Origin of the sequence: Spirillospora sp. CA-108201 (assembly GCF_050936235.1) — a bacterium.
In the GTDB taxonomy this organism is placed as follows: Bacteria; Actinomycetota; Actinomycetes; order Streptosporangiales; family Streptosporangiaceae; genus Spirillospora.
Genome location: NZ_JBNJNE010000001.1, coordinates 7,576,189 through 7,602,388 on the forward strand (window position 1 = coordinate 7,576,189; position 26,200 = coordinate 7,602,388).

Annotated in this window: 29 protein-coding genes and 2 pseudogenes; 21 read left to right on the forward strand and 10 right to left on the reverse strand. The window is 74.0% G+C overall.

Annotated features, from left to right (window positions below; genetic code table 11):
• Nucleotides 1–216 precede the first annotated feature (216 nt).
• Nucleotides 217–330, forward strand: a pseudogene (locus ACQEU6_RS36350) (TetR family transcriptional regulator); the annotation flags it as partial.
• A 95-nt stretch (nt 331–425) separates the two neighbouring features.
• Here the strand turns inward: ACQEU6_RS36350 and ACQEU6_RS36355 are convergent.
• On the reverse strand, nt 426–1,589 hold the full coding sequence (locus ACQEU6_RS36355) for a cytochrome P450 (protein ID WP_499338114.1): 1,164 nt from the start codon (nt 1,587–1,589) through the stop codon (nt 426–428).
• A gap of 198 nt (nt 1,590–1,787) precedes the next feature.
• On the opposite strand from ACQEU6_RS36355, the gene ACQEU6_RS36360 reads away from it, so the two are divergent.
• From ACQEU6_RS36360 to ACQEU6_RS36390, 7 genes and pseudogenes are all read left to right on the forward strand, one after another.
• Complete coding sequence (locus ACQEU6_RS36360; RefSeq protein WP_499338115.1) at nt 1,788–2,399, forward strand: TetR/AcrR family transcriptional regulator; 612 nt, start codon at nt 1,788–1,790, stop codon at nt 2,397–2,399.
• A gap of 66 nt (nt 2,400–2,465) precedes the next feature.
• Nucleotides 2,466–3,095, forward strand: a complete 630-nt coding sequence (locus ACQEU6_RS36365; protein WP_499338116.1) for a LysE family translocator — start codon at nt 2,466–2,468, stop codon at nt 3,093–3,095.
• Between the two features lie 221 nt (nt 3,096–3,316).
• Nucleotides 3,317–3,493 (forward strand): annotated as a pseudogene (locus ACQEU6_RS36370) (PucR-like N-terminal domain-containing protein); the annotation flags it as partial.
• 176 nt (nt 3,494–3,669) lie between these two features.
• A complete protein-coding gene (locus tag ACQEU6_RS36375; protein ID WP_499338118.1) occupies nt 3,670–4,179 on the forward strand; it encodes a PucR family transcriptional regulator in 510 nt (169 codons plus the stop codon).
• Nucleotides 4,180–4,210: 31 nt separating this feature from the next.
• Nucleotides 4,211–4,819, forward strand: coding sequence for a TetR/AcrR family transcriptional regulator (locus ACQEU6_RS36380; protein WP_499338120.1), 609 nt, complete (start codon nt 4,211–4,213; stop codon nt 4,817–4,819).
• Nucleotides 4,816–6,156 (forward strand): MFS transporter, encoded by a 1,341-nt coding sequence (locus ACQEU6_RS36385; protein ID WP_499338121.1) that lies wholly within the window; start codon nt 4,816–4,818, stop codon nt 6,154–6,156. Before ACQEU6_RS36380 ends, ACQEU6_RS36385 begins: the two co-directional genes overlap by 4 nt.
• The gene (locus tag ACQEU6_RS36390) at nt 6,146–7,570 is read left to right on the forward strand and encodes a pyridoxal phosphate-dependent decarboxylase family protein (protein WP_499338123.1); all 1,425 of its coding nucleotides are present in this window, start codon (nt 6,146–6,148) and stop codon (nt 7,568–7,570) included. Before ACQEU6_RS36385 ends, ACQEU6_RS36390 begins: the two co-directional genes overlap by 11 nt.
• Nucleotides 7,571–7,584: 14 nt before the next feature.
• On the opposite strand, the gene ACQEU6_RS36395 is transcribed toward ACQEU6_RS36390, so the two are convergent.
• Nucleotides 7,585–10,200, reverse strand: coding sequence for a D-alanyl-D-alanine carboxypeptidase family protein (locus ACQEU6_RS36395; RefSeq protein ID WP_499338125.1), 2,616 nt, complete (start codon nt 10,198–10,200; stop codon nt 7,585–7,587).
• A gap of 214 nt (nt 10,201–10,414) precedes the next feature.
• On the opposite strand from ACQEU6_RS36395, the gene ACQEU6_RS36400 reads away from it, so the two are divergent.
• The 3 genes from ACQEU6_RS36400 (at nt 10,415) to ACQEU6_RS36410 (ending at nt 12,517) form a co-directional block, all read left to right on the forward strand.
• Nucleotides 10,415–10,996, forward strand: a complete 582-nt coding sequence (locus ACQEU6_RS36400) for an RNA polymerase sigma factor (RefSeq protein WP_499338127.1) — start codon at nt 10,415–10,417, stop codon at nt 10,994–10,996.
• A complete protein-coding gene (locus ACQEU6_RS36405; RefSeq protein ID WP_499338129.1) occupies nt 10,993–12,027 on the forward strand; it encodes an LCP family protein in 1,035 nt (344 codons plus the stop codon). The genes ACQEU6_RS36400 and ACQEU6_RS36405 overlap by 4 nt, the downstream gene beginning before the upstream one ends.
• A 70-nt stretch (nt 12,028–12,097) precedes the next feature.
• Nucleotides 12,098–12,517, forward strand: coding sequence for a CBS domain-containing protein (locus ACQEU6_RS36410; protein ID WP_499338130.1), 420 nt, complete (start codon nt 12,098–12,100; stop codon nt 12,515–12,517).
• 77 nt (nt 12,518–12,594) lie between these two features.
• Here ACQEU6_RS36410 and ACQEU6_RS36415 read toward each other — a convergent pair whose 3' ends face one another.
• A complete protein-coding gene (locus tag ACQEU6_RS36415) occupies nt 12,595–13,752 on the reverse strand; it encodes an aminotransferase class V-fold PLP-dependent enzyme (RefSeq protein WP_499338131.1) in 1,158 nt (385 codons plus the stop codon).
• Nucleotides 13,753–13,876: 124 nt separating this feature from the next.
• Here ACQEU6_RS36415 and ACQEU6_RS36420 point away from each other — a divergent pair, with 124 nt between their 5' ends.
• Complete coding sequence (locus ACQEU6_RS36420; protein ID WP_499338133.1) at nt 13,877–15,757, forward strand: ABC transporter ATP-binding protein; 1,881 nt, start codon at nt 13,877–13,879, stop codon at nt 15,755–15,757.
• Here ACQEU6_RS36420 and ACQEU6_RS36425 read toward each other — a convergent pair.
• Nucleotides 15,651–16,040, reverse strand: a complete 390-nt coding sequence (locus tag ACQEU6_RS36425; protein WP_499340472.1) for an SRPBCC family protein — start codon at nt 16,038–16,040, stop codon at nt 15,651–15,653. The genes ACQEU6_RS36420 and ACQEU6_RS36425 overlap by 107 nt on opposite strands.
• Between ACQEU6_RS36425 and ACQEU6_RS36430 the strand changes: the two genes are divergently transcribed.
• Together ACQEU6_RS36430 and ACQEU6_RS36435 are read left to right on the forward strand one after the other, a co-directional pair.
• Nucleotides 15,930–16,250, forward strand: coding sequence for a hypothetical protein (locus ACQEU6_RS36430; protein WP_499340617.1), 321 nt, complete (start codon nt 15,930–15,932; stop codon nt 16,248–16,250). The genes ACQEU6_RS36425 and ACQEU6_RS36430 overlap by 111 nt on opposite strands.
• A gap of 41 nt (nt 16,251–16,291) precedes the next feature.
• Nucleotides 16,292–16,546, forward strand: a complete 255-nt coding sequence (locus ACQEU6_RS36435) for a hypothetical protein (RefSeq protein ID WP_499338135.1) — start codon at nt 16,292–16,294, stop codon at nt 16,544–16,546.
• A gap of 74 nt (nt 16,547–16,620) precedes the next feature.
• Here the strand turns inward: ACQEU6_RS36435 and ACQEU6_RS36440 are convergent, their stop codons facing one another.
• Both ACQEU6_RS36440 and ACQEU6_RS36445 read right to left on the reverse strand, forming a co-directional pair.
• On the reverse strand, nt 16,621–16,932 hold the full coding sequence (locus ACQEU6_RS36440) for an ArsR/SmtB family transcription factor (protein WP_499338137.1): 312 nt from the start codon (nt 16,930–16,932) through the stop codon (nt 16,621–16,623).
• Complete coding sequence (locus ACQEU6_RS36445) at nt 16,929–17,276, reverse strand: VOC family protein (RefSeq protein ID WP_499338139.1); 348 nt, start codon at nt 17,274–17,276, stop codon at nt 16,929–16,931. The genes ACQEU6_RS36440 and ACQEU6_RS36445 overlap by 4 nt, the downstream gene beginning before the upstream one ends.
• Before the next feature lie 98 nt (nt 17,277–17,374).
• Between ACQEU6_RS36445 and ACQEU6_RS36450 the strand changes: the two genes are divergently transcribed.
• The gene (locus ACQEU6_RS36450) at nt 17,375–18,295 is read left to right on the forward strand and encodes an NADP-dependent oxidoreductase (RefSeq protein WP_499338141.1); all 921 of its coding nucleotides are present in this window, start codon (nt 17,375–17,377) and stop codon (nt 18,293–18,295) included.
• Between the two features lie 3 nt (nt 18,296–18,298).
• Here the strand turns inward: ACQEU6_RS36450 and ACQEU6_RS36455 are convergent, their stop codons facing one another.
• The gene (locus ACQEU6_RS36455) at nt 18,299–18,700 is read right to left on the reverse strand and encodes a hypothetical protein (RefSeq protein WP_499338143.1); all 402 of its coding nucleotides are present in this window, start codon (nt 18,698–18,700) and stop codon (nt 18,299–18,301) included.
• A 4-nt stretch (nt 18,701–18,704) separates the two neighbouring features.
• Between ACQEU6_RS36455 and ACQEU6_RS36460 the strand changes: the two genes are divergently transcribed.
• Entirely contained in the window at nt 18,705–18,965 is a 261-nt protein-coding gene (locus tag ACQEU6_RS36460; RefSeq protein ID WP_499338144.1) for a hypothetical protein, read from the forward strand.
• A 73-nt stretch (nt 18,966–19,038) separates the two neighbouring features.
• Here the strand turns inward: ACQEU6_RS36460 and ACQEU6_RS36465 are convergent, their stop codons facing one another.
• The 3 genes from ACQEU6_RS36465 to ACQEU6_RS36475 all read right to left on the reverse strand — a co-directional run bounded on the left by ACQEU6_RS36465 (nt 19,039) and on the right by ACQEU6_RS36475 (nt 22,971).
• Entirely contained in the window at nt 19,039–19,776 is a 738-nt protein-coding gene (locus ACQEU6_RS36465; protein WP_499338146.1) for an SDR family NAD(P)-dependent oxidoreductase, read from the reverse strand.
• Nucleotides 19,777–19,939: 163 nt separating this feature from the next.
• Nucleotides 19,940–22,621, reverse strand: a complete 2,682-nt coding sequence (locus ACQEU6_RS36470) for an ATP-binding protein (protein WP_499340474.1) — start codon at nt 22,619–22,621, stop codon at nt 19,940–19,942.
• Nucleotides 22,622–22,755: 134 nt separating this feature from the next.
• Nucleotides 22,756–22,971: a hypothetical protein gene (locus tag ACQEU6_RS36475; protein WP_499338148.1), complete on the reverse strand. Its 216-nt coding sequence runs from the start codon at nt 22,969–22,971 to the stop codon at nt 22,756–22,758.
• A 152-nt stretch (nt 22,972–23,123) separates the two neighbouring features.
• Between ACQEU6_RS36475 and ACQEU6_RS36480 the strand changes: the two genes are divergently transcribed.
• The 5 genes from ACQEU6_RS36480 to ACQEU6_RS36500 all read left to right on the forward strand — a co-directional run bounded on the left by ACQEU6_RS36480 (nt 23,124) and on the right by ACQEU6_RS36500 (nt 26,109).
• Nucleotides 23,124–23,615, forward strand: coding sequence for an SRPBCC domain-containing protein (locus tag ACQEU6_RS36480; protein WP_499338149.1), 492 nt, complete (start codon nt 23,124–23,126; stop codon nt 23,613–23,615).
• Nucleotides 23,616–23,778: 163 nt separating this feature from the next.
• Nucleotides 23,779–24,726: an NADP-dependent oxidoreductase gene (locus tag ACQEU6_RS36485; protein ID WP_499338150.1), complete on the forward strand. Its 948-nt coding sequence runs from the start codon at nt 23,779–23,781 to the stop codon at nt 24,724–24,726.
• A 17-nt stretch (nt 24,727–24,743) separates the two neighbouring features.
• A complete protein-coding gene (locus ACQEU6_RS36490; protein ID WP_499338151.1) occupies nt 24,744–25,220 on the forward strand; it encodes an ester cyclase in 477 nt (158 codons plus the stop codon).
• The gene (locus ACQEU6_RS36495; protein ID WP_499338152.1) at nt 25,217–25,948 is read left to right on the forward strand and encodes an alpha/beta fold hydrolase; all 732 of its coding nucleotides are present in this window, start codon (nt 25,217–25,219) and stop codon (nt 25,946–25,948) included. The genes ACQEU6_RS36490 and ACQEU6_RS36495 overlap by 4 nt, the downstream gene beginning before the upstream one ends.
• Nucleotides 25,945–26,109 (forward strand): hypothetical protein, encoded by a 165-nt coding sequence (locus tag ACQEU6_RS36500; protein WP_499338154.1) that lies wholly within the window; start codon nt 25,945–25,947, stop codon nt 26,107–26,109. Before ACQEU6_RS36495 ends, ACQEU6_RS36500 begins: the two co-directional genes overlap by 4 nt.
• Nucleotides 26,110–26,200: the final 91 nt, after the last annotated feature.

The window sequence follows — 26,200 nt, forward strand, 5'->3', positions numbered from 1 at the left end:
AAACCCCGGCCGGGCGTGGTGACCTGCGGTGTCGCCACGCGGTCAGAATGACTTGTGGTGGGACGTGGCTGCGATGCGACCCGGGGGGCGCGCTCCTGGGAAGCCTCACCGCCGTGATCTACCGGAGCGGAGTCGAGGCCCCGTCCGGGCTGACCCCGGCCGCGGCCGAAAGCTACCGCGTCAGCCTCTCCGGAGCCTCGGCCCGCCCTGCGGCCGGTGGCGCGACGATGGCGCGACGACGTCGCGGAACTCGCCCGGACGCAGACCGACGACCCGGACGCGGTCGAAGCCTTCGTCGCCGTGTCGGACGGCCTGTGCGCGGCCATCCTCCTCGACGACGGCGAGGCCGATCCGGACCACATTCGTGCTGTCCTCGGCAAAGCACTACAGCGAACTCGCCGACAACCTCTCCCGAGCGGAGTCGGTTACCTGGGCGTCAGGGTCACGGGGAATTCGGTCACGCCCCTGACGAAGGCGTTGCGGAGGATTCGGGGGCCTTCGTCGTCCGCCCATTCCGCCGTGTCGACTCGGGCTACGAACTCCTCGAAGAAGATCTGGAGTTCCAGGCGGGCCGGGGAGGCGCCCAGGCAGAAGTGGGGGCCCAGGCCGAAGGCGATGTGGTCGCCCGGACGGCGGGTCACGTCGAAGACGTCCGGGTCCCCGAACACCGACTCGTCGCGGTTGGCGGAGCCGTACATGAGGAGGATCTGGTCGCCCGCCGGGATCTCCACGCCCGCGATCTCGGCGTCGCGTGCGGCGACCCGGCACATGTTCAGGATCGGGGTCGTCCAGCGGACGAACTCCTCGACGGCGTCCGGGATCAGGGACGGGTCGTCGCGCAGTTTCCGCCATTGCGCCGGGTGCCGGATCAGGGCGTCCAGGGCGGTCGCCATGACCGTGCGGGTCGTCTCCGCGCCGCCGACCAGGAGGAGCAGCGCCTCGTGCGCGAGGTGCTCGTCGTCGTAGGCGGGCTGGTCCGGGGTCGCGTTCGACCAGACCGACAGCAGGTCGTCGGTCGGGCGGGCACGGCGGTCCTCGGCCATCTCCAGGACCTCCAGCGCGTACTCCCCGGCGGCGACCGTCGCGTCGTCGGTGATGTAGCGGAGGCCGCCGCCGGCGTAGACGGCCGTCGCCGACCAGTGGACGAGGCGCGGCCACATGTCCTCGGGGAAGCCGAGCAGCCAGCCGATGACGCGGGCGGGCAGGGGAGCGGCCAGCGCCGGGACGGCGTCCACGGTGCCCGTTTCCAGAGCCGCGGTGATGCAGTCGACGGCGGTCGACCGGATGCGGCCCGCGTAGCGGGAGACGCCGCGCGGGGTGAAGCGCTGGTAGACCATGCGGCGCCGGTGCGCGTGCTCGGGGTCGTCCTGCCCGATCATCGACGGGTCGGACGGCAGCTGGGGGCGGTACCCGCCGGAGTTCGTCCACACCTTCGGGTTCCGCTCGACCGCGAAGACGTCGGCGTGCCGCGAGACGCCCCACAGGCCGTTCTCCTCGTCGTGGTAGACGGGCGCCTCGGCGCGGAGCCTCGCGTAGACGGACCAGGGGTCGGTGGCGTACATCTCGCCGTCGAGAAGGTCGATGGCCATGGGCTCGCTCCTCGGGGGAGGGGGAGGGAGACGTGAGTCGAGACCAGCATCTCACCCAAGCAAGCGGTAGGTCTATCGTGAATCGGGACACTAGACCGGTAAAGGGGTATACGCCCGAGGATGGGCACGTTCGGGGCTGATATACGGAAGAATAAGGAACGGTCACGGCGAGGCGGGGAAGCGGAAAGGCAGGGCGATTTGAGCGGCGATGCGCGGTTCACCGTCACGCGGACGCTGAGCAAGGATCAGCAGGCGCGGCGCGAGCGCCTGATCGACTCGGCCCGCGAGCTCGCGCTGGAGGGCGGCTACCCGGCCGTCACCATGCACGACGTGGCCGACCGCGCCGGCGTCGCCCGCGCGACCGTCTACCGGTACTTCGCCACCAAGGACCACCTCCTCACCGAGGTCGCGGCGACGTGGGCGCACCGCGTCACCGACGACATCGACGCGCTCGCCGTCGGCGACACCCCGCAGGAGCGCCTGACCGCGCTGCTGGAGCGGATCGTCCACGTCGCGGCGGCGGAGCCGACCCTGACCTCGGCGATCATCCAGGCCGTGACCTCGGACGACTCCAGCGTCGACGACGCCCGCACCGTCCTGTTCCTGTTCCTGCGCGACCGGCTCTCGACGGCCATCGGCGACCCGGTGCCGGAGCGGGACGACGTCGAGATCGTCCTCGGGCACATCCTGCTCGCCGCGCTGATCAGCCTCGCGTCGCTGCGCCAGCCGGCCGACGAGGTCGCCGCGATGGTCCGCACCGCCGGACGGCTGGTGCTGGCCGGCGCGTTCGCCGCCCCCGCCCCGAGCTGATTGGTCCACATCGCCCGGCAGGGATTGGCTCTAGAGGACGGACCATCGCGCCCCTAGCGTGCTCCCATGACGAACCCGCCGCTGTTCCTGCTGGCCGCCCTGGCGCTCGTCGCCATCCCGGGACCGAACCACCTCTACATCACCACGCGCAGCGTCGGTGAGGGCCGTCGCGCAGGGATCGCGTCGGCGTTCGGCGTCGAGACCGGCACGCTCGTCCACATCGGCGCGGCCGCGGCCGGGCTGTCCGCGGTCGTCGCCGCGTCCGCGACCGCGTTCGGGTTCCTGCGCTACGCGGGCGCGGCCTACCTCATCTACCTCGCGTATCGGACGCTGCGGAGCCGCCATGACGGCGGCGGGCCCGAACTCGAACCGCGGCCGCTCCGCCGTGTCTACCTGGACGGCGTGCTCGTCAACGTCCTCAACCCGAAGGTCGTGCTGTTCTTCCTCGCGTTCCTGCCCCAGTTCGTCGACCAGGACGCGGGCGCCGTGCCGCTGCAGATCGCGGTGATGGGGGCCGCGACCGCGCTGATCGGGCTGGCCGCTGACATCGTGTACGCGGTCGCCGCCGGCTCGATCGGCGCGTGGCTGCGGGCCCGTCCCGCGTTCCGGCGGCGGCAGCGGTACGCGACCGGGCTGATCTACCTCGCCCTCGGCGCCGCGGCCGTGTTCGCCGCCCCGAGCCCCCGCCGCGCGTGAAGTCCGGCCGCGAAGCGGGATGCCGTCCGCTCGGCGCTCCTGCGGGCCGCGCTTTTGTCAGTCCGCTGACAAGTAGGGCAGCGCAATGCTTATCGCGTCTTGCAGCCCGCCGGGCCGGTCGCCGGTAGCTTCCGGAGCGGGAGGTGCGAACGGTGAACACGAGCCTTGAGCAGCGCTCGCCGCTGAAACCCTGGGCCGGCGTCCCCCGCGAGCTGTCCACCGTGTTCCGGCCGCATCTGGACGCCCTCGCCGAGGAGATGATCGAGGAGATCCTCGCCGGGATCCCCGAGTACTCCCGCCCGCAGGACGAGGAGTACGCGCGGCTCGTCCGGCTGGCCGTCGAGGGCGCGCTGCGCCAGTTCGTCGACCTCATCATGGACCCGGACACCTGCTGCTCGCCGAGCCGCCCGCCGCCCCGCAGGCCGTCGCCGACCTGGCCCGCCTCGCCCAGTGGCGCGTCCCGCGGACGGTCGCCGCCGTCGTCCTGTACGAGCGGGGGCGGCAGCCCTTCTCGCACCCGTCCCTGCCGCCCGACGTGCTCGCCGACGTCAACCGCCGCGAACCGTGCCTCCTCGTGCCCGACCCGGAGGGCCCGGGGCGCGGCCGGATGCTGGAGGCGGCGCTGCGCGACTGGGTCGCCGCGCTCGGCCCGACCGTCCGCACCGAGGACGCGGCCAGGTCGCTGCGCTGGGCCCGGGAGGCGCTGCCGCTCGCGCGCCGGGGCATCCTGCCGTCCGACGGGCTGGTCCGCTGCGCCGAGCACATGCCGGCGCTGGTCGTCTTCAAGGACGAGGAACTGGTCCGCGCCGTCGCCGAGCTGCGGCTCGCGCCGCTGAAGGAGGTCCGGCCCCGGCACCGCGAGCGGCTCATGCGGACGCTGCTGGCCTGCCTGCAGAACGGGTTCAACGCCACCGAGGTCGCGAACCGGCTGCACGTCCGCCCGCAGACCGTCCGTTACCGGCTGCACCAGCTGGAGGAGCTGTTCGGCGAGCGGATGTACGAGCCGGAGCTGCGGCTGGAGCTGGAGATGGTGCGGACCGTCCGGCTCACCGCGCCCGCCGCCGCGTCTCCATCAAGCGATTGACCGGGCGCGGTCGAGCACCTAGCTTGGGCCCATGAGCAGCAGCGACACCGGACGTGACCGGATCATCGAGGCCGCCACCCGGCTGTTCGCCGCCCTGGGCTACGACGGGACGTCCACCCGGATGATCGCGGAGGCGGCCGGGCTCAACGTCGCCACCGTGGCCTACCACGTCGGCGGCAAGCGCGACCTCTACCTCATCGTCATGGAGCGCGCCCACCGGGCCGAACGGCAGGTGCTGGAGCAGGCCCTCGCCGAGATGACCCCGGACGTGGAGGGCGTCCTCACCCTCGTCGACCGCTACGTCGAGCTGTGCGTGGCGCAGCCCGAGATCCCCGCGCTGTGGATGCACCGGTGGCTGTCGGACGCCGCCGACGTCGCGCATCTGGACGACGACTACGTCCGGCCGCTGATGGAGCTGGTCGGCGAGGCCGCCCGCGGGGTCGTCGGCGACGGGGTCGACCTCGACTTCCTCGTGTGGACGGTCGTCTGGTGCACGCACGGGTTCGGCTCCGGCGGCCTCCTCGACCAGCAGGGGAAACGCCGGACGATCGACGACCCGGAGGCGGTCGCCCGGTTCCGCGCCCACATGCGCCGGACGGTCGCCGCGGCGATCGGCGCGCCCGCCGGGCGCGCCGGATGACCGCTGCGCTGTCCCGGCGGCGGCTCCTCGGCTACGGCGCCGGCTCGATCGGTACCGGCGTCTTCTCCGCGGTTCCCGGGCTGCTGCTCCTGTACTACCTCACCGACGTCCTCGGCGTGTCCGCCGCGATCGCCGGGGCCGTCCTCGTGGTCCCCAAGGCATGGGACGTGCTGCTCAACCCGGTCGTCGGCGCCGCCAGCGACCGCGAGGCCGTCCGGACGGGACGCCGCACCCGCCTCCTGCTGCTGGGCGCGCTGACCCTGCCGGTCCCGTTCGCCGCGATGTTCGCCGTCCCGGTCGGCTCGCCGGGGTTCGCCGCCGCCTGGGCCGGGGTCGCGTTCCTGCTGGCAGCCAGCGCGTTCGCGTGTTTCCAGGTGCCGTACGTGGCGCTGCCCGCGGAGATCTCCGGCGAGCCGTCCGAGCGCGGCCGCGCGATGGCGTGGCGCGTCGTCTGCCTGACGGTCGGCATCCTGGTCGCGGGCGGGCTCGCGCCCGTCCTCACCGACGGCGCCGGGGGCGGGCGCGCGGGATACGCCCTGATGGGCGGCGTGATCGGGATCGTCATGGGCGCGGCGATGACGGCGAGCACGCTGGCGACCCGCTGGATCCCCTCCCGCCCCGGGCCGCACCCGCTGGGGCTCGTCGCCGCGCTGCGCATGGCGCGCGGCAACCGGCCGTTCTTCCTGCTGCTCGGCGCGCACGTCGGGAACACCCTCGCCGTCGCGATCATGCTCGCGGGCGCGCCGTACGTCGCGACGTACCGGCTGGACGACTACGGGCTCACCTCGGCGATGTTCGTCTGCATGGTCGGGCCGAGCGCGTTCGCGGTCCCGCTGTGGCGGTGGCTGGCGCGCCGGTACGGGGAGGTCGGCTGCTACGCGGCGGCGCTGGTGGCGCTCGCCGCGACCGGCGCCGCCGCCTACCCGCTCATCACCTCCACGGCCGGGGTGCTGGCCCTCAGCGCCCTGGTCGGCGTCTGCTACGCGGCCGTGCAACTGCTCCCGCTGTCGCTGATGCCCGAGACCGTCCACGCCGACGCCGGGCGGACGGGGCACGCGCAGTCCGGCGCCTTCACCGGGCTGTGGACGGCGGCGGAGACGGGCGCGCTCGCCCTCGGCCCCGGCGTCTTCGCGCTGATCCTGGCCGTCTCGTCGTTCCGGTCCTCCGACCTGGACACCCCCGTCGTCCAGCCGGAGTCGGCCCTCACCGGGCTGACCGCCGGGTTCACGCTCGTCCCGGCCGCGCTGCTGCTGCTCAGCGTCCCTCTCCTGCTGGCCTACCGCCGGCGGGCCGCCGTCCACCGCCCGATCGAGGGGACACCGGAACATGCCGTCTGACCGCCTTCCCGAAGCCGGCCGCCCCGGCGACGAACTGCTCGCCGAACTCGCCCGGCTGCGCGGCGCCGACCTGCCCGTGCGCGGCGGCCAGGTCACCGCCTACGTCTACGACACCGGGCGGGAGGCCGTGCACGACCTCGCCGCCACCGCCTACCAGGAGATGCTGGAGGTCAACTGCCTGGACCCGACGGCGTTCCCGAGCATCGTCGCGCTCGAACGGCAGGTCGTCGGGTGGGTCGCGGACAAGCTCGGCGGCGGCACCGGCGTCTTCACCAGCGGCGGCACCGAGTCGATCATGCTGGCGGTGAAGGCGGCGCGGGACGCCCGGCAGGTCGAGGGCACGCCGCAGATCGTCCTGCCGGCGACCGCGCACCCCGCGTTCCACAAGGCCGCGCACTACCTCGGGCTGGAGGTCGTCCACGTCCCCGTCGACGGCGCGTTCCGCGCCGACCCGGCCGCGACCGCCGCCGCGCTCACGTCCCGCACGGCGCTGGTCGTCGCCTCGGCGCCGTCCTACCCGCAGGGCGTGATGGACCCCGTCCCGGAGATCGCCTCCATCGCCGCGTCCGCCGGGGTGCCGTGCCACGTGGACGCCTGCGTCGGCGGCTGGGTGCTGCCCTGGCTGCGCGACGCCGGACGGGACGTCCCGCCGTTCGACCTGTCCGTGCCCGGCGTCACGTCCCTCTCCTGCGACCTGCACAAGTACGGCTACTCGCCCAAGGGGGCATCGGTCGTGCTGTTCGCGGACGAGTCGCTTCGCAGGCGCGCCTACTTCGCGTCCGCGGAATGGCCCGGCTACACCGTCATCAACGCGGGCGTGCAGAGCAGCAAGAGCGCCGGACCGCTGGGCGCCGCGTGGGCGACCCTCACGGCGGTCGGCGCCCGGGGCTACCGCGACCTCGCCGAGACCGCGATGGCGGCGGCCGACCGGCTGGTCGCGGGGGTCGCCGAGATCCCCGGCCTGCGGGTGCTCGGCGAGCCCGCCGCCCCGCTCGTCGCCATCGCCTCGACCGACCCGGCACTGGACGTGTTCGTCCTCGCCGACGAGGCCCGCGCCCGCGGCTGGTTCTTCCAGCCGCAGCTGTCCTACCAGGGCGTCCCGCCGAACCTGCACTTCACGCTGACCGGCGTCAGCGACGTCGAGGCGCTCCTGGCGACGCTCGCCGACGCGGTGAAGGCCGCCCGCGAGGCCGGGCCGCCCGACGTCCCGTCCGGCCTGGTGGACGCGCTCGCCGGCCTCGACCTCGACAGCCTCGACGACGCCGGCTTCGCGGGGCTGCTCGCGTCGGTCGGCGTCGACCTCGCGGGAGGCGCGGAGCCCGAGATGGCCATGGTCAACGCCATCCTGGACGCCCTGCCGCCCGCCACCCGCGAGGCCCTGCTGATCCGCTTCCTCTCCGCCCTCTACGCCTGAGCCCGGACGTGCGTCTAGCCGAGGCGGGTCAGGCGCTTGAGGATGGACGGGGAGCGCCCGGTGCCGACCTCGACCGGAACGCGGGCGGCGCCCGCGTCCACGGCACCGGCCCTGGCGCCGCTGCCGAGTTCGGCGGGCGGGTCGCCGTCGAACCTGACGGGCACGGTGAGGCCGGGCCAGCCGACGACGTTCACCGGCGACGCGGCGGTCAGCGCCTTCCGGCCGCCGAGCCCGTCGTCGAGCCAGCCGACCCTCTGCCCGGGGCGCGCCAGCGGCGCCACGACCATGGCCTGCTCGGCCGCGACGAGGATGCCCTCCGCCGCGTTGACGGCGTCCGCCGCGTTGGGGGAGCGCTGCCCCATCACCGCGCCGACGATCAGGGTCTGCGCGCCGCCGACGTTCCGGCGCGCGGCGAACACGAAGTTCCCGCCCGCCGCGTCCGTGTAGCCGGTCTTGCCGCCGACCACGCCGTTGCGTCCCAGGATGAAGTTGCCGCCCTGCCGCGGGGGGCCGCCGCCGTCCGGCACGTACATCCGGTTGTTCACGATCTCGGTGAACGCCGGGATCTGCATGGCCGCCCGCAGCAGCTTCACCTGGTCGGCGGCGGTGCTGACGGTGCCGGAGTGGTAGCCGCTCGGGTCGGTGTAGCGCGTGGAGGTCATGCCGAGCCGCTGCGCCGCGGCGTTCATCTTCGCCACGAACGCCTGGTCGCTCCCGGCGTCCCAGCGCGCCAGCTCGTGCGCCACGTCGTTCGCCGAGATGATGAGCAGGGACTCCAGCGCCTTGCGCTGCGTCAGCCGCTGGTTCGCCGTGACGCCGAGCAGCGACTCGCCGCGCCGCTTGCGCGCCGGTATCTGCGCCGCCGCCTGCGGTGACACGGTGAGCACCGGCCCCGCCTCGCCGGACTTCAGCGGATGCTCGCTCAGGTAGACGTAGGCCGTCATGACCTTCGCGACGCTCGCCGTGGGCGTCGGCACGGCCCCGCCCGACGCGCCCATCGTCCCGACCCCGTCCACGTAGAGCACCGCCTGGCCCACCGCGGGCCACGGCAGCGACGGGGCCTGCCCGGGGAAGGTGTGGCTCGACGCGATGGTCAGCCGGACCGTGGGGTCGGGCGGCGGCCGGAGCAGCTGACCGGCCACGACCCCGGCCACGAGGACCAGCAGCGCCGCGACGACGACGGGCCAGCGACGCCTGCTCTTCCGCTTCTCCGGCTCGGAGGGCGCGACCGGAGGCGCCTGCGGGGCCGGGAGAGCCTGCGGGGCCTGCGGCGCCGGCAGGGCCGGTGCGGCCGTTCCGTCCCAGGGCACGCTCCACTGCCCGGACGTCCGCGCCGCCGGAGCCGGAGGCGCGGCCTCCCAGGGCCCGTCCTGCGCCGACAGATCGGGCAGCCGCTCGACCCGCGTGGGTCCGGCGGGCGAATGCACGCCGCCGGGCGCCTCCGGCCACATGGCCGGCGCCGCGGACCGGGGGTGTTCGGTCTCGGGCGGCGCGGGTGGTCGCTGCGGGGCGGGCAGCGCCCGGTCGCCGCGCGTCTCGAGGACGTCGCCCGGGCGTTCCTGGTGTTGCGGCGGCGCGGGGGCGGTGTGCGGAGCCGCACCCGGGGGGCGTTCGGCGGGCGCGGGGTGGGGACGGCCCGTCTCGGGGCGTTGCGCAGGTCGTGACGGAGTCACCGGCGCGGCGCCGGCACGGGGCTCGCGGACGTTTCCGGGCGGGCCCTGCTGCGCCGACGCGGGCGCGTCCTGGGGACGTTCGGCGTCGGGCGGCCCGGGGCGCGCTCGCCTGCCGCGCGGCTCGTAGAAGTCGCCGGGGTGTTGCTGGTGTTCCGGCGGTGTGGAGGAGGTGTGCGGGGCCGCGCGTCGCCGCCCCGCGCCGGGACGGGCCTCAGGGGCGTCGCCCGCCGCCTCCTGCTCTGTCTCCGGCTCGGACGCGCCCTGAGGGGGCTCGGTCGCGGGGCGAATCGCGTGGCGGCCGCTGCTTCGCGGCGTCACCGCCGGTGGGGGATCGTCGTCGGACTCGGGGGGCGCGGCGTGGCGCGGTGCCGGAGCACCGCGCGCCTCGGGAGCGTCGTCGGCGCGTTCCCGCTGTTCCGGCGGCGCGGCGTCGGCCGCCCGGTCCTGCTGGGGCGCGGTGGTCTGGGCGGCCGGGGACTCCTCCGCCGCGGGGGAGGCGGTGTCGTCCTCCTCGGCGGGCTCCTCGGCGGGCTCCTCGTCCTGGACGGACGGGGACGTGGGACGCCAGGGCTTGGTCTCCGGGGGCGGAGGAGCGGCGGAAGAAGGCTCCTCCTGCTCGGGCTCCTCGTTCTGGGGAGGAGGTGTGAACTGGACGTACCAGGTCGGACCCGCCGGTTCCTCGGACGCCTCGTCGCCGACCTCGTCGCCGACCTCGTCGGCGGCTTCCTCGGCTTCCTCGGCTTCTTCGACGGCTTCCGCGACGGCGGCCTCGTCCACACCTTCGTCCGGGCCGTCGTCCGGGCCTTCGTCGGTGGCCTCGTCCTCGGGCTCGTCCCGCGGCTTGGCGGGACGGCGGACGGCGATGTCCGGACGGGTCAGGTTGACCTTCACCGGCACGCGGAACTCGGCGGTTCTGTTGCGCGCCGGTTCCGCGTCAAGCTCGGCGTCGTCGCCCACGTGCAGACCCCCTCTGCTCGTCCCCGACAGGCGGCGGAGCGGTCCTGCCGACAACCCCGTGCATATAGAGGATGCGCATTTTATCGGGAAGGTTCGCCAGGATCCGTATCGGCGGCGCCGTGTCGGCCGTGAACCTGAAAAGCGGGTTGCGGAGATACACCGCTGACAACGTCCCCGCACGGGAAGGCCCGGTGCGCATGCCATGGTGGTCGCGATGACCGTTCCCCCGACGGCTCGGGAGTGCGACGCCGCTCTCATCGAGAGTTCGCTCGCCGATCCCGAGGCGTTCGCCGCGCTGTTCGACCGCTATTCGGCGATGCTCTACCGGTACGTCTCCCGCAGGCTCGGGCCCGAGTCCGCTGAGGACGTGGTCGGGGAGACGTTCCTGGTCGCGTTCAGCAAGCGGAACCGCTACGACCTGGAGCAGCGGGACGCGCGGCCGTGGCTGTTCGGCATCGCGACGAAGCTGGCCGCGCGGCACCACCGGGCGGAGGCCGCGCGCTACCGCGCATTGCGGCGCAGCCCCGTGGACGGCCCGGTGGAGGGGCCCGACGACCGCGTGGCGGCGGGGGTGACCGCGTCGGCGACCCGTCCCGCGCTGACGGCGGCCCTGTCCGGCCTGGCGCGCCGCGACCTGGACGTCCTGCTCCTGGTGGCGTGGGGCGACCTGTCCTACGAGGAGGCCGCGCGGGCGCTCGGCATCCCGATCGGCACGGTCCGCTCCCGTCTCAACCGGGCCCGGCGCAAGGTGCGCGCGGCGCTCGGCGACACCGACCCGACGCGCGAGGAGGCGTGACCGTGGACGATCTGGACCTGATCCGCGACCTCGGCCGCGACCTGGAGCACGAGCCGCCGCCGTCCCTCGCCCGCCAGCGGAACCGGCTGCTGGACGAGGCGCGCCGCGGGCGCCGCGGCATGCCGCGCCGGACGGGGATGCCGCGCCGGACGGGGATGCTGCGCTGGACGCTGCTCGGCGTGGTCGCGGCGGTGACGGCCGCGGCGATCCTCGTCCCGGCGGTGCTCCTGCACGGGCGCGGCGGTCGGCCCGCGGCGACCGGCTCGACCGCGCCCGCCCCGGCCACGGCGCTGAACGTGCTGGTCCTCGGCCTGGACGCCCGCCGCGGCGGCCCGCCGCGCTCGGACACCCTGATGCTCGTGCACGTCCCCGCCGACCGGAGGAGCCCGCGGGTGGTGAGCATCCCGCGGGACGTCCTCGTGCGGATCCCCGCGTGCGGGCGGACGGCGGCCCGGCAGGCGGCGATCAACACGGCGCTCCCGCTGGGCGGAGCCTCCTGCGCGCGCAGGACGGTGGAGGCGCTGACCGGCGTCCGGATCGACCAGACCGTGGTGATCGACTTCGGCGGGTTCACGAAGGTGGTGGACGCGCTCGGCGGGGTCGAGGTGACGCTGCCGACGGCGGTCGACGATGCGAACTCCGGGCTGAGGCTCTCCGCGGGCCGGCACCGGCTGGAGGGGAAGCAGGCGCTCGCCTACGTCCGGATCAGGCACGGCCTCGGGGACGGCTCGGACCTCGACCGCGTGCAGCGCCAGCAGCGGTTCCTCGCCTCACTGGCGCGCCAGGCCGAGAAGGTCATGGCGGAGGACCCGCTGAGGTTCGCGCGCTTCCTCACCGTCGTGGCCGGTTCGGTCCAGAGCACGCCGAGGCTGGACGCCGGGGCGCTGCGCACGCTCGCCCGCGGGTTCGACGCGAGCGGCGGGGTCGCCGCCACGACGATCCCGGTCCGTCCGGCGCCCGCGGACCCGAACCGGCTCGTGGTGGACGAGCCCGCCGCCCGCAAGGTGCTCGCGCCGTTCCGGACGCGATGAGTGATCCCCTTCCTCAGGGGTAGGGGCCGCATCGTCCCGGCTACGACCACGAGCAAGGAGTGTGTGAGCGATGGCCACGAAAGTCCGCGACATCATGACCGGCTCGCCCACGTCGGTGTCGCCGGAGCTCGACATCGTGACCGTGGCGCGCGCGATGCGCGACGAGGAGATCGGTGCGGTCCTGGTGGCGGAGGGCGACGACCTGAAGGGCGTCGTCACCGACCGCGACCTGGTGGTGCGCGGGCTCGCCGCGGGCGGCGACCCCTCCCAGGCCAGGATCGGGCAGATCGCCAGCAGGGTGACCGCGACGGTCGGGCCCGACGACTCCGTCGACAAGGCCGCGCAGATCATGCGCGAGCGGTCCGTGCGGCGGCTCCCCGTCATGGAGGACGGCCGGCCGGTGGGCATCGTGTCCATCGGCGACCTGGCGATCGAGAGGGACGCGACGTCGGCGCTGGCCGACATCAGCGCGGCGCGTTCCAACACCTGACGCCGCCTGCCCGAGCGGGCACGGACCCGGGAGCGGGGGCGGGCCGGGGCCGGTCCCGGGCCGCGTGCCCGGCGTTGCTAGGGCAGCACGGACAGGAGCAGGTCCAGTTCCTCGTCGGTGTTGTAGTAGTGCACGGAGGCCCGCACGGCCGCCGGACGGGCGTGCGGGTCGTATCCGTGTGAGAGCGGGTCGGTCACGTTGACGTTCACGCCCCGCTCCCTGGCCGCGGCCTTGACGGAGGCCGGGTCGCGTCCGTCCACGGTGAACGTGACGATCCCGGAAGGCCGCGCGCCCCTGTCCAGGACGGTGATCCCGGGCCGGGCGGCCAGTTCCTCGCGGAGCCGGGCGCCGAGACCGAGGACGCGTTCCTCGATCCGCGCCATCCCCAGGTCGGCCGCGTAGCCGGCGGCGACGCCGAGCCCGATCTGCCCCGCGACGTGCCGCTCCCACGTCTCGAACCGCCGCGCGTCCTCGCGCATCTCGAACCCGTCCGGCGCCTTCCACTCGGCGGCCTGGAGGTCGAGGAACGGCGGAACGAGCGTCCGCAGGATCTCCTGCCGGACGTAGAGGAACCCCGTGCCGCGCGGGCCGCGCAGGAACTTGCGCCCCGTCGCCGACAGGATGTCGCAGCCGATCTCTTCGACGTCCACCGCGAGGTGGCCCACCGACTGGCACGCGTCCAGGAGGAACAGGACGCCGTGCGCGCGGCACAGCCGCCCGACTTCGGCGGCCGGGTTGATGAGCCCGTTGTGGGTGGGGATGTGGTTCAGCGACACCAGCCGGACGTCGCCCTTGGCCAGTTCGGCCTCCAGCGCGTCCAGCGAGAGGGCGCCGTCGGCCTCGTCCGGGACGACCTCCACACGCGCGCCCTTGGCCGCCGCCACGTGCTGGTAGGCGATGGCGTTGCTGGAGTACTCGCTCGTCGTCGTCAGGATGCGGTCGCCCTCCGCGAAGGGGATCGCGTAGAACGCCATGTCCCACGCCCGGGTCGCGTTCTCCACGAAGGCGATCTCGCCGGGGCGGGCGCCGATCAGCCTGGCGACGGCGTCGTAGAAGCGGGCGATGGGCGCCTCGTTGCGTTCGGCCGCCTCGTATCCGCCGATCAGCGTCTCCAGCTCGAAGTGCCCGGCGACGGCGTCGATGACGGGACGCGGCGGCAGCGCGGCCCCGGCGTTGTTGAGATGGGCCACCTTCGCGCAGCCGGGGGTGTCGGACCGGAGCTCGTCGATGTCCACAGGCGCCCTTCCCTCGCGGAAATGTCGTACCCCCGCGAGACCCTGGGGTCCGGCGGCGGCTTGACCTCAACCTTTCTTGAGGTCGCATGCTTGCTGTTCCAGGCTAACGATCACAGGGGTCTCCATGGACATGGAAGTCACGGCGTGGATGTCACTGCACCACGCCATGAACGCGCGGGACAGCAGGCCGTTCTCCCGGGCGACGCTGCGGCGCATCGGCCGCTTCGCCCGCCCGCACCGGGGCATACTCACGGCCTTTCTCCTGCTCAGCGTGATGATGGCCGTCATCGCCGTGGCGACGCCCGTCCTCGCCGGATGGGTCGTCAACGCGATCGTCGACCATGACGCCACGTCCACGGTCGTGTGGCTGGCCATCGTGATCGCGGCCCTGGCGCTGGCCGAGGGCTCCCTCGGGTTGATCAACCGCTGGCTTTCGGCGCGCATCGGCGAGGGCCTCATCCTCGACCTGCGCACCTCCGTGTTCGACCACGTCCAGCGCATGCCGGTCGCGTTCTTCACCCGCACCCGCACCGGCGCCCTGGTCAGCCGGCTGAACAACGACGTGATCGGCGCTCAGCGGGCCTTCAGCGACACCCTCTCCGGAGTGGTCAGCAACCTCGTGACCGTGCTGCTCACCTTCGGCGTGATGGTGCGCATCTCCTGGCAGATCACCCTGCTCGCGCTGGTCCTGCTGCCCGTCTTCGTCCTCCCGGCCCGCCGGATGGGCAGCCGCCTGGCGAAGCTCGAACGCGAGGCCGCGTCGCACGACGCCGCGATGAGCACGCAGATGACCGAGCGGTTCTCCGCCCCCGGCGCGACGCTGGTGAAGCTGTTCGGGCGCCCGGCCCGCGAGTCGGCCGAGTTCGCCGCCCGGGCCCGCCGCGTCCGCGACATCGGCGTCCGCACCGCGATGGTGCAGCACGTCTTCATCACGGCGCTCACCATGGTCTCGGCGCTCGCCCTGGCGCTCGTCTACGGCGTCGGCGGGTTCCTGTCCCTGCGCGGCCACCTCGACGCCGGCGCGGTCGTCGCCCTCGCCCTGCTGCTCACCCGCCTCTACGCGCCGCTGACCGCCCTGGCCAGCTCCCGCGTCGAGGTGATGAGCGCGCTCGTCAGCTTCGAGCGGGTCTTCGAGGTCCTCGACCTCAAGCCGCTCGTCGCCGAGAAGCCCGAGCCCGGTGACGTGCCCGAGGGCCCGGTGGCCGTCGAGTTCGACGGCGTCACCTTCGCCTACCCGTCCGCCGACAAGGTCTCCCTCGCCTCGCTCGAAGAGGTCGCCACCCTCGACACCCGGGGCGGCGTCGACGTCCTGCACGACGTCTCGTTCCGCGCCGAGCCCGGCCAGATGGTCGCCCTGGTCGGCTCGTCCGGCGCGGGCAAGTCGACGATCGCGCAGCTGCTGCCGCGCCTCTACGACGTCGACTCCGGCGCCGTCCGGCTCGGCGGCGTCGACGTCCGCGACCTGTCGTTCCAGGCCATCCGCGACACGCTCGGCATGGTGACGCAGGACGGGCACCTGTTCCACGAGTCGATCCGCGAGAACCTCCTGCTGGCCCGCCCCGAGGCGCCCGAGGAGGAGCTCTGGGACGTCCTGCGCCGCGCCCGCCTCGACGCCCTCATCGAGGGCCTGCCCGACGGCCTCGACACCATCGTCGGCGAGCGCGGCTACCGCCTGTCGGGCGGCGAGCGCCAGCGCCTCACCATCGCCCGGCTGCTGCTCGCCCGCCAGCGCGTCGTGATCCTGGACGAGGCCACCGCGCACCTCGACTCCACGTCCGAGGCCGCCGTCCAGGAGGCCCTGACCGAGGCCCTCGACGGCCGCACCGCCGTGGTCATCGCGCACCGCCTGTCCACCGTCCGCGCCGCCGACCTGATCCTCGTCGTGGAGAGCGGCCGCATCATCGAACGCGGCACCCACGAGGAACTCCTCGCCGCGGACGGCCGCTACGCCGACCTCTACCGCACCCAGTTCGCCGACGACCCGCCCCTGGAGCCCGTCGCCTGACCCGACTTCGACAACGTCCCTCGGGGACGAGCCGCCACGTGACCGTCGTGTCGAGGCCGCCGCCGCGCCGGCTGATGCGCAGGAGCCGGGCCTCCTCCACGTCGAGGACGCCGCACGCGATCGTCCCGTCGAAGCCGGCCACCGGGATCGGCTTGGCGGTGAACGTGAAGCGGTGCCCGACGACGGCCTTGAAGTCGTTCGGCATCAGCCACCGGGCCAGCAGGTCCGGCTCGGTGAGCGCCCGCCACACCTTCGCCGGCGGATGCGGCAGGAACTCGTCCACCTCGATCGAGGCCCGCTCACCACTCATGTTCTCCCCTGTCCCGTGTCCTATCAGGCGGAAATCGGCGAAGGCGAAGCAGAAATCGGCGAAGGCGAAGGCGACGGCGCCCGACATCGGGACTCTCCCGACGGTCTGGGTCGGCGCTCGCCAGACGTGGTGCCCAAGGCGCGCCGCGCCAGGGAGGAGCACCCGGGCGGCGCCGTCACGTGATGACGATGCCCGTCACCGAGTGCGAAACCTAGGGTGATCTCATGACGAATGGGGATATGCGCTACGGGCAGTGCGGCGCGTGCGGCGCCGGCGAGGTGTTCCAGGGCGAGTACGTGGCACAGAGCGGGCTCCGCAAGACGGGCGGGGGTTCGTTCGGGGCCAAGCAGCCCGTCTTCGACGCCTACATTTGCGCGGCCTGCGGGAATGCTCAGCTGCATGTGCGGCTGGACTCGAAGATGTCGTCGCATATACGGCGCCACCTCCAATGGATTCCACCGGCCCTGGACTCGCGTTAGGAATCCGCCGGCAGAAACCCACCGCAGCACGCACCGAAGACCCGGGCTGGTGGTGTGGTTCTCGGCGACGGGTGTCACAGGCCCTCCTCGTCCAGCAGGTCGCGCAGGTTGGAGAGCTTCTCCCGCCAGAACCGCTCGTAGGGAGTGAGCCACCGCGAGAGCTCGCGGAGGGGCGCGGGCTCCAGCCGGTAGAGGCGCTGCCGGCCGTCGCGCCGCTCGCTGACCAGGCCGGCGTCGCGCAGCACCCTCAGGTGCTCCGACACGCTCGGGCGGCTCATCGCGAAGTGCGCCGCGAGGTCGTTGACCGGGCGCGGCCCGTCCAGCAGGAGGGTGGTGATCTCCCGCCGGACGGGGCTGGCCAGGGCCGCGAAGACGTCCGCCGTCACCGCGCGGCCAGCACGATGCCGTCGCCGTCGGGGTCGGTCGGCGTCGCCTGCCGTCCCCACGGGAGGTCCTGCGGGCCCTCGACCCGCACCCCCGCGCTGCGCAGGCGCTCGCAGTCCGCGTCGAGGTCGGTCGTCTCCAGCATCAGCCCGTGCACGGCGCCGCGCACGTGGTTCGCCAGGACGACGCTCGTCTCCGCGCCCTTCGGCGCCAGTTGGAGCCAGCGCACCGGGCCCGTCGAGCGGTCGACGACCACCTCGAAGCCGAGCCTGGTCGCGTAGAAGTCCTTGGCCGCGTCCTGGTCGGAGACCGGCACGGTCAGCAGCCGCACGTGCGTGATGTTCATGCGCCCGAAGATACGTAGGGTATTTCCTACCTGTCAAGCGTAGGGGAATCCCTACGCGTCGAATGTTTGCCGGGTGGGCGCGGTGGCAGGTTGAGGGCATGCGTGCCGTCACCTATGACTCCTATGCCGCCGACAACTCGCGCCTGACGGTCGGGGACGTCCCGGACCCGAAGGTCGGCCCCGGGCAGGTCCTGATCGAGGTCCGCGCGGCGGGGGTCAACCCCGTGGACTGGAAGGTCATGGCCGGCGGCCTGGACGGGATGATGGACGCGATGTTCCCCGTCGTCCCCGGCTGGGACGTCGCCGGGGTCGTGCGGGGGCGGGGTCCCGACACGCCGGAGTTCGCGGACGGCGACGAGGTCATGTCCTACGCCCGCAAGGACGTCGTCGGCGCCGGGACGTTCGCGCGGTACGTCGCGGTCGCGGCGGACGACGTGGCGCGCAGGCCCGCGTCGCTCGACTGGAACCAGGCCGGCGGGCTGCCGCTCACCGGGATGACCGCGCAGCGCTCCCTGGACCGCCTGGAGATCGGTCCGGGCGACGTCCTGCTCGTCCACGCGGCGTCCGGCGGGGTGGGGAGCCTGGCGGTCCAGATCGCGCGGGACCGCGGCGCCCGCGTCATCGGCACGGCCTCCCCGAAGAACCACGACTTCCTGCGCGGTCTCGGCGCCGAGCCCGTCGCCTACGGGGACGGGCTGGTCGAGCGCGTCCGGGATTTGGCGCCCGGCGGGGTGACCGCCGTCGCCGACTTCGTGGGCGGGCGGCTCGACACGACCCTCGCCGTCCTGGCCGCGGGAGGGCGGCACGTGTCGATCGCCGACGACACGGTCGGCGAGCACGGCGGGCACTGGGTCTGGGTCCGTCCGAGCGGCGCGAAGCTGGCGGAGCTCGCGGCGATGGCCGACCGCGGCGCGCTGGCGGTAGAGGTCGCCGGGACGTATCCGCTGGAGAAGGTGGGCGAGGCGTTCGACGCCAGCCGCGGCGGGCACACGCGCGGCAAGCTCGTCATCACCCCGTAGCCGCTAGATCGTCTTTCGCGCGAGACCGGCCCGCGCGGCCCTCTCCCGGCGATCCGGACCGGCCTGCCGCCGATCCCTGTCGTGCGCCGGCCATGCCGCGGGCTGCACGCACATCAGCTCGCCCGTGTCCGGGACGAGGATCACCCCGCCGAAGGGGTCGTCCCCGGCGAACCACACGCCGTGCTCGATCCCCCTGGGCCAGCGGTCGGAGCACAGCGGCTCCCGGGCCGCCATGCGCGCAGAGCCGTCGCCGAGGGTCAGGGACCGCATCCCGTGGCCGCGCAGGTCCGACTTGATCACGGGGGAGCGGAACCCGAAGTCGTAGACGTTCAGCACCCGGGCGCATTTCCGCAGGGAGAGGATCTGGGGGAGCCAGAACCTCGTCCCGAGGAGCAGCGCCACCATTCCCGTGCCGACGAACGGGCCGAGATGGCGCAGGCCCGCCGATCTGGGACGCCGCCGCGGGGTCACGCTCTACCGCGTCGAGGACGGCTACCTGCGCAGCGAGATCTTCATCGACCCGAAGACCTATGCCTACCTGGGCTTTCGTGTCATCGCCGTGAAGGACCGCCGGGAGCCCGGCCTGCTGCCCGTGAAGCAGGGCCAGATCACGGGCTGGGGCGCCCTGACGGTGTCCTCCTTCGTCCCGAAGCCGGGCGGACGCGGCTGAACGGAGGCGGAGCCCGCCGACGGCGTCCCGCTCCCTCCGGCGAGCCTCGGTTCGCCGGAGGGAGCGGGGCCTGTCAGTCGACGAGGGCGCCGGCGGTGATGTTGACCTGGGTGGAGGTCAGGCTGGCGGCGTGGTCGGAGGCGAGGAAGGCGGCGACGCGGCCGACGTCGGTGAGCGTCGCGGCGCGCTTGAGCAGCGTGGCGTCCACCATCTGCTGCTTCACCGGGTCCGGCATGGCGTCGCCGGGGATCCCGCCGGTGCGCATCGACAGGACGCGGACCGAGTGCGGCCCGAGCTCGCACGCCCACTGGCGGCGCATCGCCTCGACCATGTCGCACCCGATCTGCACGCTCCCGAGGCCGGTCGCGCGGTTGGTGCTGTCGGATCCGCCGAAGTGCAGGATCACGCCCGAGCCCTGCTTGACCATGTGCCGCGCCGCGGCCTGGGTGGTCACCAGGAACGAGCGCGCGATCTTCTCCATGGCCCGGCCGAAGTCCGCCGCCGGCATCTCGATCATGGGCCGGAACAGCGCGTCCTGGGTGATGAGGTTGACCGACACGTCGACGCTGCCGGCCGTCTCCACGACCGAGTCGACCCAGCCGTTCACGGCGTCCTCGTCCAGGGCGTCCACGCGGGCCGTCTCGGCGAGGCCGCCCGCGGCCCGGATCTCCTCGGCGACGGCGTCGAGCTTGGCGGGGGTGCGGCCGGCGAGGAACACCCGGGCGCCCTCGGCCGCGAAGCCGCGCGCCATGGCGCCGCCGATGGTGCCGCCTCCGCCGTAGATGACCGCGGTCTTGTTCTCCAGAAGCATCGTGGCTCTCCGTTTCGTTCGAGTGCCACGACGCTACGAGCGCGGCCGGACGGCCCGCATCGGTCATCGGACGGGCGTGCGACGGCGCAGGCCGGCGGGGGTGGACGGCCCCGGGAAGCGGTTCGGACGAGGCGGCCCCGGCGGACGCGGCGGCAGGGCTAAGTCAGGTGCCCGATACGAGCCGGGCCAGCTCCGCGCGGCGGGTGACGCCGATCTTCGGATACGCCCTGTAGAGGTGGTGGCCGACCGTGCGGGGGCTGAGGTAGAGCCGCGCGCCGATCTCCCGGTTGCTGAGCCCGGCGGCGGCGAGCCGCACGACCTGGAGCTCCTGCGGGGTCAGCCGTCTCAGGGGGTCGGCGTCACCGGAACGGGCCGCCGGCCGGTCCCCGAGGACCTCCAGCTCGGCGCGGGCGCGCTCGGCCCAGCACTCGGCGCCGAGCCGGGCGAACGCCTCCCGCGCCGCGGTCAGCTCCTCCCGTGCCTCGGTGCGGCGGCGCCGGCGGCGCAGCCATTCCCCGTACAGCAGGCGCGTCCGCGCGGTGTCGTAGGCGCGGTCGCCGTGCAGGCCGAGGGCGGTGCGGTAGTGCTCGTCGGGCTCGTCCCCCCGGGCGAGCAGGGCGCGGCAGCGGGAGACCAGGGCCGTGCTCGACGTGGCCGCCGCCCACGTCTCGAACGCGGGGAGGTGCGTGCGGGCCAGTTCCGGGCGCCCGGCGCGCACCGCCGCCTCCGCGTGGTCGGGGACGGCGCGGATCGGCACGTCGTGCCGGGCCGGGCCGGAGCACACCGCGTCCAGCCGCTCCAGGGCGGCTCCGGCGTTCCCCTCGGCCAGGTCGAGCAGGCCGAGGCCCCAGGCCGCGAGCGCGGTGTTGGTCGGGTGCAGGTCGGCGTGCCCGAGGACGTCCGCCGCCAGGGCCCGGCTGCGCCCGGCGTCCGACTCCAGCCGCACCACGATGCACCGCAGCGCCGTCACCTGCGTGTCCATGCCGATGTCGGCGGCCAGCGACATGCCCTCGGCCGCCGCGGCATCCGCTCCGCGCAGGTCGCCGAGCAGCACCCGCCCGATCGCGAGCGCCTCCAGGATGTAGGGGAGCCAGCCGAGCGCGCCCCGGGCCCTGGCCTGCGCGGCCATGGACTCCAGCAGCGCGGTCGCGGCGCGGTCGTCGGCCACGAGCAGGCCCATGAAACCGCCGATGACGAGCTCGACGGCCTCCTCGACCTCGCCGCTGCGCGCCGCCTCGAAGAGGGCCCGCATCGCCGGGACGGCCCCTGGCGCGCCGTCCGCCAGCCGCCCGTAGGCGATCAGCGCGGCGGCCACCGGCGCCTTCGGCGAGCCCGCGGGCAGCCGCACCGTGCCGAGCAGTTCGACGCCGCGCCGCACCAGGCCGTGGGCGCCGGCGTCCCGGGCGGACCAGACGGCCTCCGTCAGCATGGACACCGCCTGCTCCGGATCGCTTCCGGCGATGAGCGCCGCGCCCCGCAGCGCCAGCTCGGCGTCGGCGGCGGGCGAGGTGCGCTCGTAGGCGACCTGGGCGCGGATGAAGGTGGCCTCGGCGACGACGCCGTCGTGCGCGGTGAGGTGCTCGGCCTCCTCGGCGAGGCGGGTGGCCTGGTCGGGCCGGCCCGCGTCGTAGGAGGCCCGCGCCGCGTGGACGAGCCGGCGGGCCTTGCCCTCCGGCTCGGTGCTGAGCCGCGCGGCGCGCTCGTACGCGGAGGCGACGGCGGCCGTCCCGCCGCGCAGCTCGGCGCGGTGCGCGACCCGTTCGAGCCCGGCGGCGACGCCCTCGTCCGGGCCGGTCACGGCCGCGGCCAGGTGCCAGGTGCGCCGGTCGGCGTGCTCGTCGCCGTGCAGGACGCCCGCCAGGGCGCCGTGGACGTCGATCCGCCGGTGGTGGGCCGCGTCCTGGTAGGCCACGGCGCGGATCAGCGGGTGGCGGAACCGCACCTCCCCGCCGTCCAGGACCACGAGCCCGGCCTCCTCGGCCGGTCCGAGATCGGCCGGTGTCAGGCCGAGCGCGTCCCCGGCGCGCAGGACGATGCCGAGGTCGGCGGTGCCGTCGGCGGCGACGACCAGGAGCAGCCGGCGGGTGGCGTCCGGCAGCTCGGCCAGCCGGCGCCGGAACGTCTCCTGCACCCTGCCGCCGACCGGCAGCGGACCGGCGGCATGGGCCGGCCGCGACCGCAGGGCGCCGCCCAGCTCGATGAGCGCGAGCGGATTCCCGGCCGCCTCGTCCAGCAGGCGCTCCCGCACCGGCACGGTCAGGCCGGGCGCGTGCGCCGCCACCAGTTCCTCGGCGGCGCCGCGGTCCAGGCCGGCCAGCCGCAGCACCTCCAGGCCGCGGTCGGGGAAGGGGCGGGCGCCGTCCCGGACCGTGAAGATCATGGCGATGGGGTCGGCGCCGAGCCGGCGGGCGGCGAACAGCAGCGCGTCCAGGGAGGCGCTGTCGAGCCACTGCGCGTCGTCCACCAGGCACGCCAGCGGCCGGTCGCAGGCCAGCTCGGACAGCAGGGTGAGGGTGGCGGCGCCGATCAGGAAGCGGTCGCCGGCCGGCCCGGCGGCGAGCCCGAACGCCGAGCGCAGCGCCGCCGCCTGCTGCTCGGGCAGCGCGCCGAACCGGTCGCGGTACGGATGCAGCATGAGGTGCAGCCCGCCGAACGCCAGCTCGCTCTCCGACTCGACGCCGGTGCCGCGAATGATCCGCATGTCCCCGGCGTCCGCCGGGACCCGGCCGAGCAGCGCGGTCTTGCCGATCCCCGCCTCGCCCCGGATCACCAGGGCCCCGCCGAGCCCGGAACGGGCGTCCCCGAGAACCCCGGCGACGCGGTCCCTCTCGCGGTCTCGCCCCATGAACACGCCGAAACACTACAAGCCGGACCACCCGCCGACCGGCCGCATCGAAGACAAGGAGAGGCCCTGGGGACGGTGGTGCTCCCCAGGGCCTCGGAAGTTGTGCTCAGAGCGTCAGCGAGCGCGGATCACTACTACTCCCGCGCCTGCTCCACCTGGGCCTCGATCTCGGTGGCGGACTGGTCGCCGCTCACCGTCGTGATCGTGTGGTGGTTGCCGTTGTGGCCGGACTGGACGTCGACCTTGCCGGTCGGCGACAGCTCCGCCTGGTTCTTGAGCATGATCGCGTTCGCGTTCCCCATGCCCGGCGTGGCGTTGTCGAAGCGCTGCGGGTTCTTCTGCTTAGCCATCTCGGTTTCCCTTGTTTGGCGTGTCGGGTGACCTCCGTGCTGCCACCCCTGCGGATGATCGTCCCGGGGAGACCGCCGCTGTCAAGGTCGGCAGGGCGGGCCCTGTGCCCGCGACTCCGGTCCATGTCGGAGGGGTTCCGTAGGGTGGGCGCATGTACTCGACGCGGGTGTCGCGGCATGTGAGGGCACGGCCGATGGACGTCTTCCGGGCCCTGGTGGACGCGGACGCGATCATGACGTGGCGGGTGCCGGACGGCATGACCAGCGAGGTGCACGAGTTCGACGGACGCGAGGGCGGCGCGTTCCGGATCTCGCTCACCTACGAGGCGCCGACCGGGACCGGCAAGTCGTCGGCGCGCACCGACACCTACCACGGCCGGTTCGTGGAGTTGGTGCCCGGCGAGCGCGTGGTCGAGGTGTTCGCGTTCGAGACCGACGACCCCGCACTCCAGGGCGAGATGACGATGACCACGACGCTCACCGAGGCCGGCGGCGGCACGGACGTGCTCATCGTGCACGAGGGCTTGCCCGACATCGTCCCCGCCGCCGACAACGAGACCGGCACCCGGATGGCCCTCGCCAACCTGGCCGCGTTCGTCGAGAAGGACCAGGGCCCGTCCGGCGGATCCATGAGCGTGTGCTGACCAGGGTGTTCGCTGCCTAGCAGAGGCGGACGAGTTCGTCCTGCCCGATGGCGACGGCGCCATTGCCCGAGTCGGTCGACGCCTGATGACGGATACGCGCGGGCATTTACATACATGCTGTACGTATGTAGCATCCTGAGGGATCTCTTCAGGAGGAACGCTCATGCAGGCGGTACAGCAGTCGGCGTGGGGAGGCACCGAGACCATGGCACTGGTCGAGGTGGACCGACCGGCGCCGGTCTTCGGCGAGGTGCTCGTCGAGGTCGCGGCGGCCGGGGTCAATCCGGTGGACGTCCACACGCGCGGCGGGCAGGCGTACAACCGGGTGCTCGACCTGCCGTTCATCAACGGCTGGGACGTCGCCGGGGTGGTCGTGGAGACCGGCTACGGCACGCCCCGGTTCCGGCCCGGCGACCGGGTGTTCGGGATGCCGTGGTTCCCCCGGGCGGCGGGCGCCTACGCCGAGTACGTCACCGCCCCCGCGCGCCACTTCGCCCGCATTCCGGAGGGCCTGGACTTCACCGAGGCGGCGGCGCTGCCGCTGGCGGGGCTGACGGCGTGGCAGATGCTCGTCGAGGTCGCGGCCGTCGCTCCCGGGCAGCGGGTCCTGGTCGCGGGCGCGGCCGGGGGCGTGGGGCATCTGGCGGTCCAGATCGCCAAGGCCCGCGGCGCGCATGTGACCGGCACCGCGAGCGCCGCCAAGCACGCCTTCGTCCGCGGGCTGGGCGCGGACGAAGTGGTCGATTACACCTCGGCCGAGGTGTCCGCCGTGGTGCGGGACGTGGACGTCGTCATCCAGATGTTCGGCGGCCGGGCGGGGCTCGGCGCGCTGGACTGCCTGCGGCCGGGCGGCGTCCTGGTCAGCGGCCAGGCGGCCTGGACCCCGGGGCTGCACGAGCGCGCCGGCGAGCTCGGCGTGCGCGCCGTGGACTATCTCGTCGACCCCGACGGCGCGGGGCTCGGCGCGCTGGCCGGGCTCGTCGCCGAAGGCCGGCTCCGGGTGCACGTCGACGCGGTGTTCCCGCTGGCGCGGGCGGCGGCCGCGCACGAGCGCGTCGCCGGCGGACGCACCACCGGCAAGATCGTGCTCGCGGTCGGCGAGCCCGCGTGAGACGGGAGGACACCGGAATGCCCGAGAAGCACGCCGCGCCGACCGAGGTCGTACGGGCCTACGCGCGGGCGAAGAGCCGTGCCGACGTCCCGGCGGCGATGCGGTTCTGCCACCCGGACGTCGTCTTCGAGACGATCCCCTTCCGGGCCGTCGCGACCGGCTGGGACGAGGTCGCCCGGCAGAACACCGCGTTCCTGCGTACCTTCCCCGACTATGGCGTGGAACTGGAGTACCTGGTCGAGGCCGGTGAGCTGGCCGTCGGCGCCGGGACGGTCCGGGCCACCATGAAGTCGGGACTGGTGGGGATCGAACCCACGGGCAGGTCCTTCGCACTGCCCTTCGCCTGCCACTGGACCGTGCGGGACGGACTGATCGCACATGAGCGGTTCTTCTTCGACTTCCATCAGATGTGCGAGCAGCTCGGACTGTCCACCGAGGCCGCGGCGGCGAAGTTCACCGCCTGGCGCGAGCGGGCGGAGGAGGCGGCGCGATGACGACGTACGTGCTGGTCCACGGCGCCTGGCACGGCGGCTGGTGCTGGCGCGCCGTGGCCGCGCGGATGCGGGAGGCGGGGCATGAGGTCCACACCCCGACGCTGACCGGTCTCGGTGAGCGAGCCCACCTGGCGGGGCCCGAGGTCGGCCTGCGGACGCACACGGACGACATCCTCGGCCTGCTGAGGTACGAGGATCTCCGGGACGTCGTGCTCGCCGGGCACAGCTACGCCGGTCTCGTCGTGCGCGAGGCCGCCGACCGCATGCCGGAACGCGTCGCCCGCATCACCCTGGTCGACGCCTGGGCGGGCCGGGACGGGCAGTCGCTGGACGACCTGGCCCCCGCCTTCTTCCGCGACTGGGCCGAGTCGACCGCGGTCGACGGGCTGATCCCGGCCGCCCCCGCGGCCACCGTCGGCGTGACCGAGCCCGACCAGGCCGCATGGCTGGAGTCCAAGCTGACGCCCCACCCGCGGCGGACGTTCTCCGAGCCGACCCGCCTGTCGGGGGCCGTCGACGCGATCCCGTGCCGCGCGGTGCTCTGCACGCCCGACGGCCCCATGCCGTTCGCCCGGATCGCCGATGAGCACGGCTGGGCGCCCACGATCCTGGACGTCGGTCACGACGCCATGGTCACCGCACCGCGCGCCTTGGCGGACGTCCTCCTCCAGGACGCGCGCGGCTCCGGTGCCGAACCGGCGATCCCGCACGGGAACGAGATCACGTGAAGATCGGTCACCTGCTGCCGACCCGCGACCGGGCCGCGGGCGGCGTCCCCTTCCGGACCCGCTTCAGCCGCCTGGAGGAGTCGATCGAGGCGATGCGGCGGTTGTGGAGCGGAAAGGACGTGTCGATCGCCGACCGGATCCTGCCCCTTCTGGACGTGTGACGGCCGCTCGGATTCGAGGACGAGCAGCCGGGTCCCTCCGAGACCCGCCCCCGCGTGCGTTCTCCTGTTCTCGACGCAGGACGAGAGGATG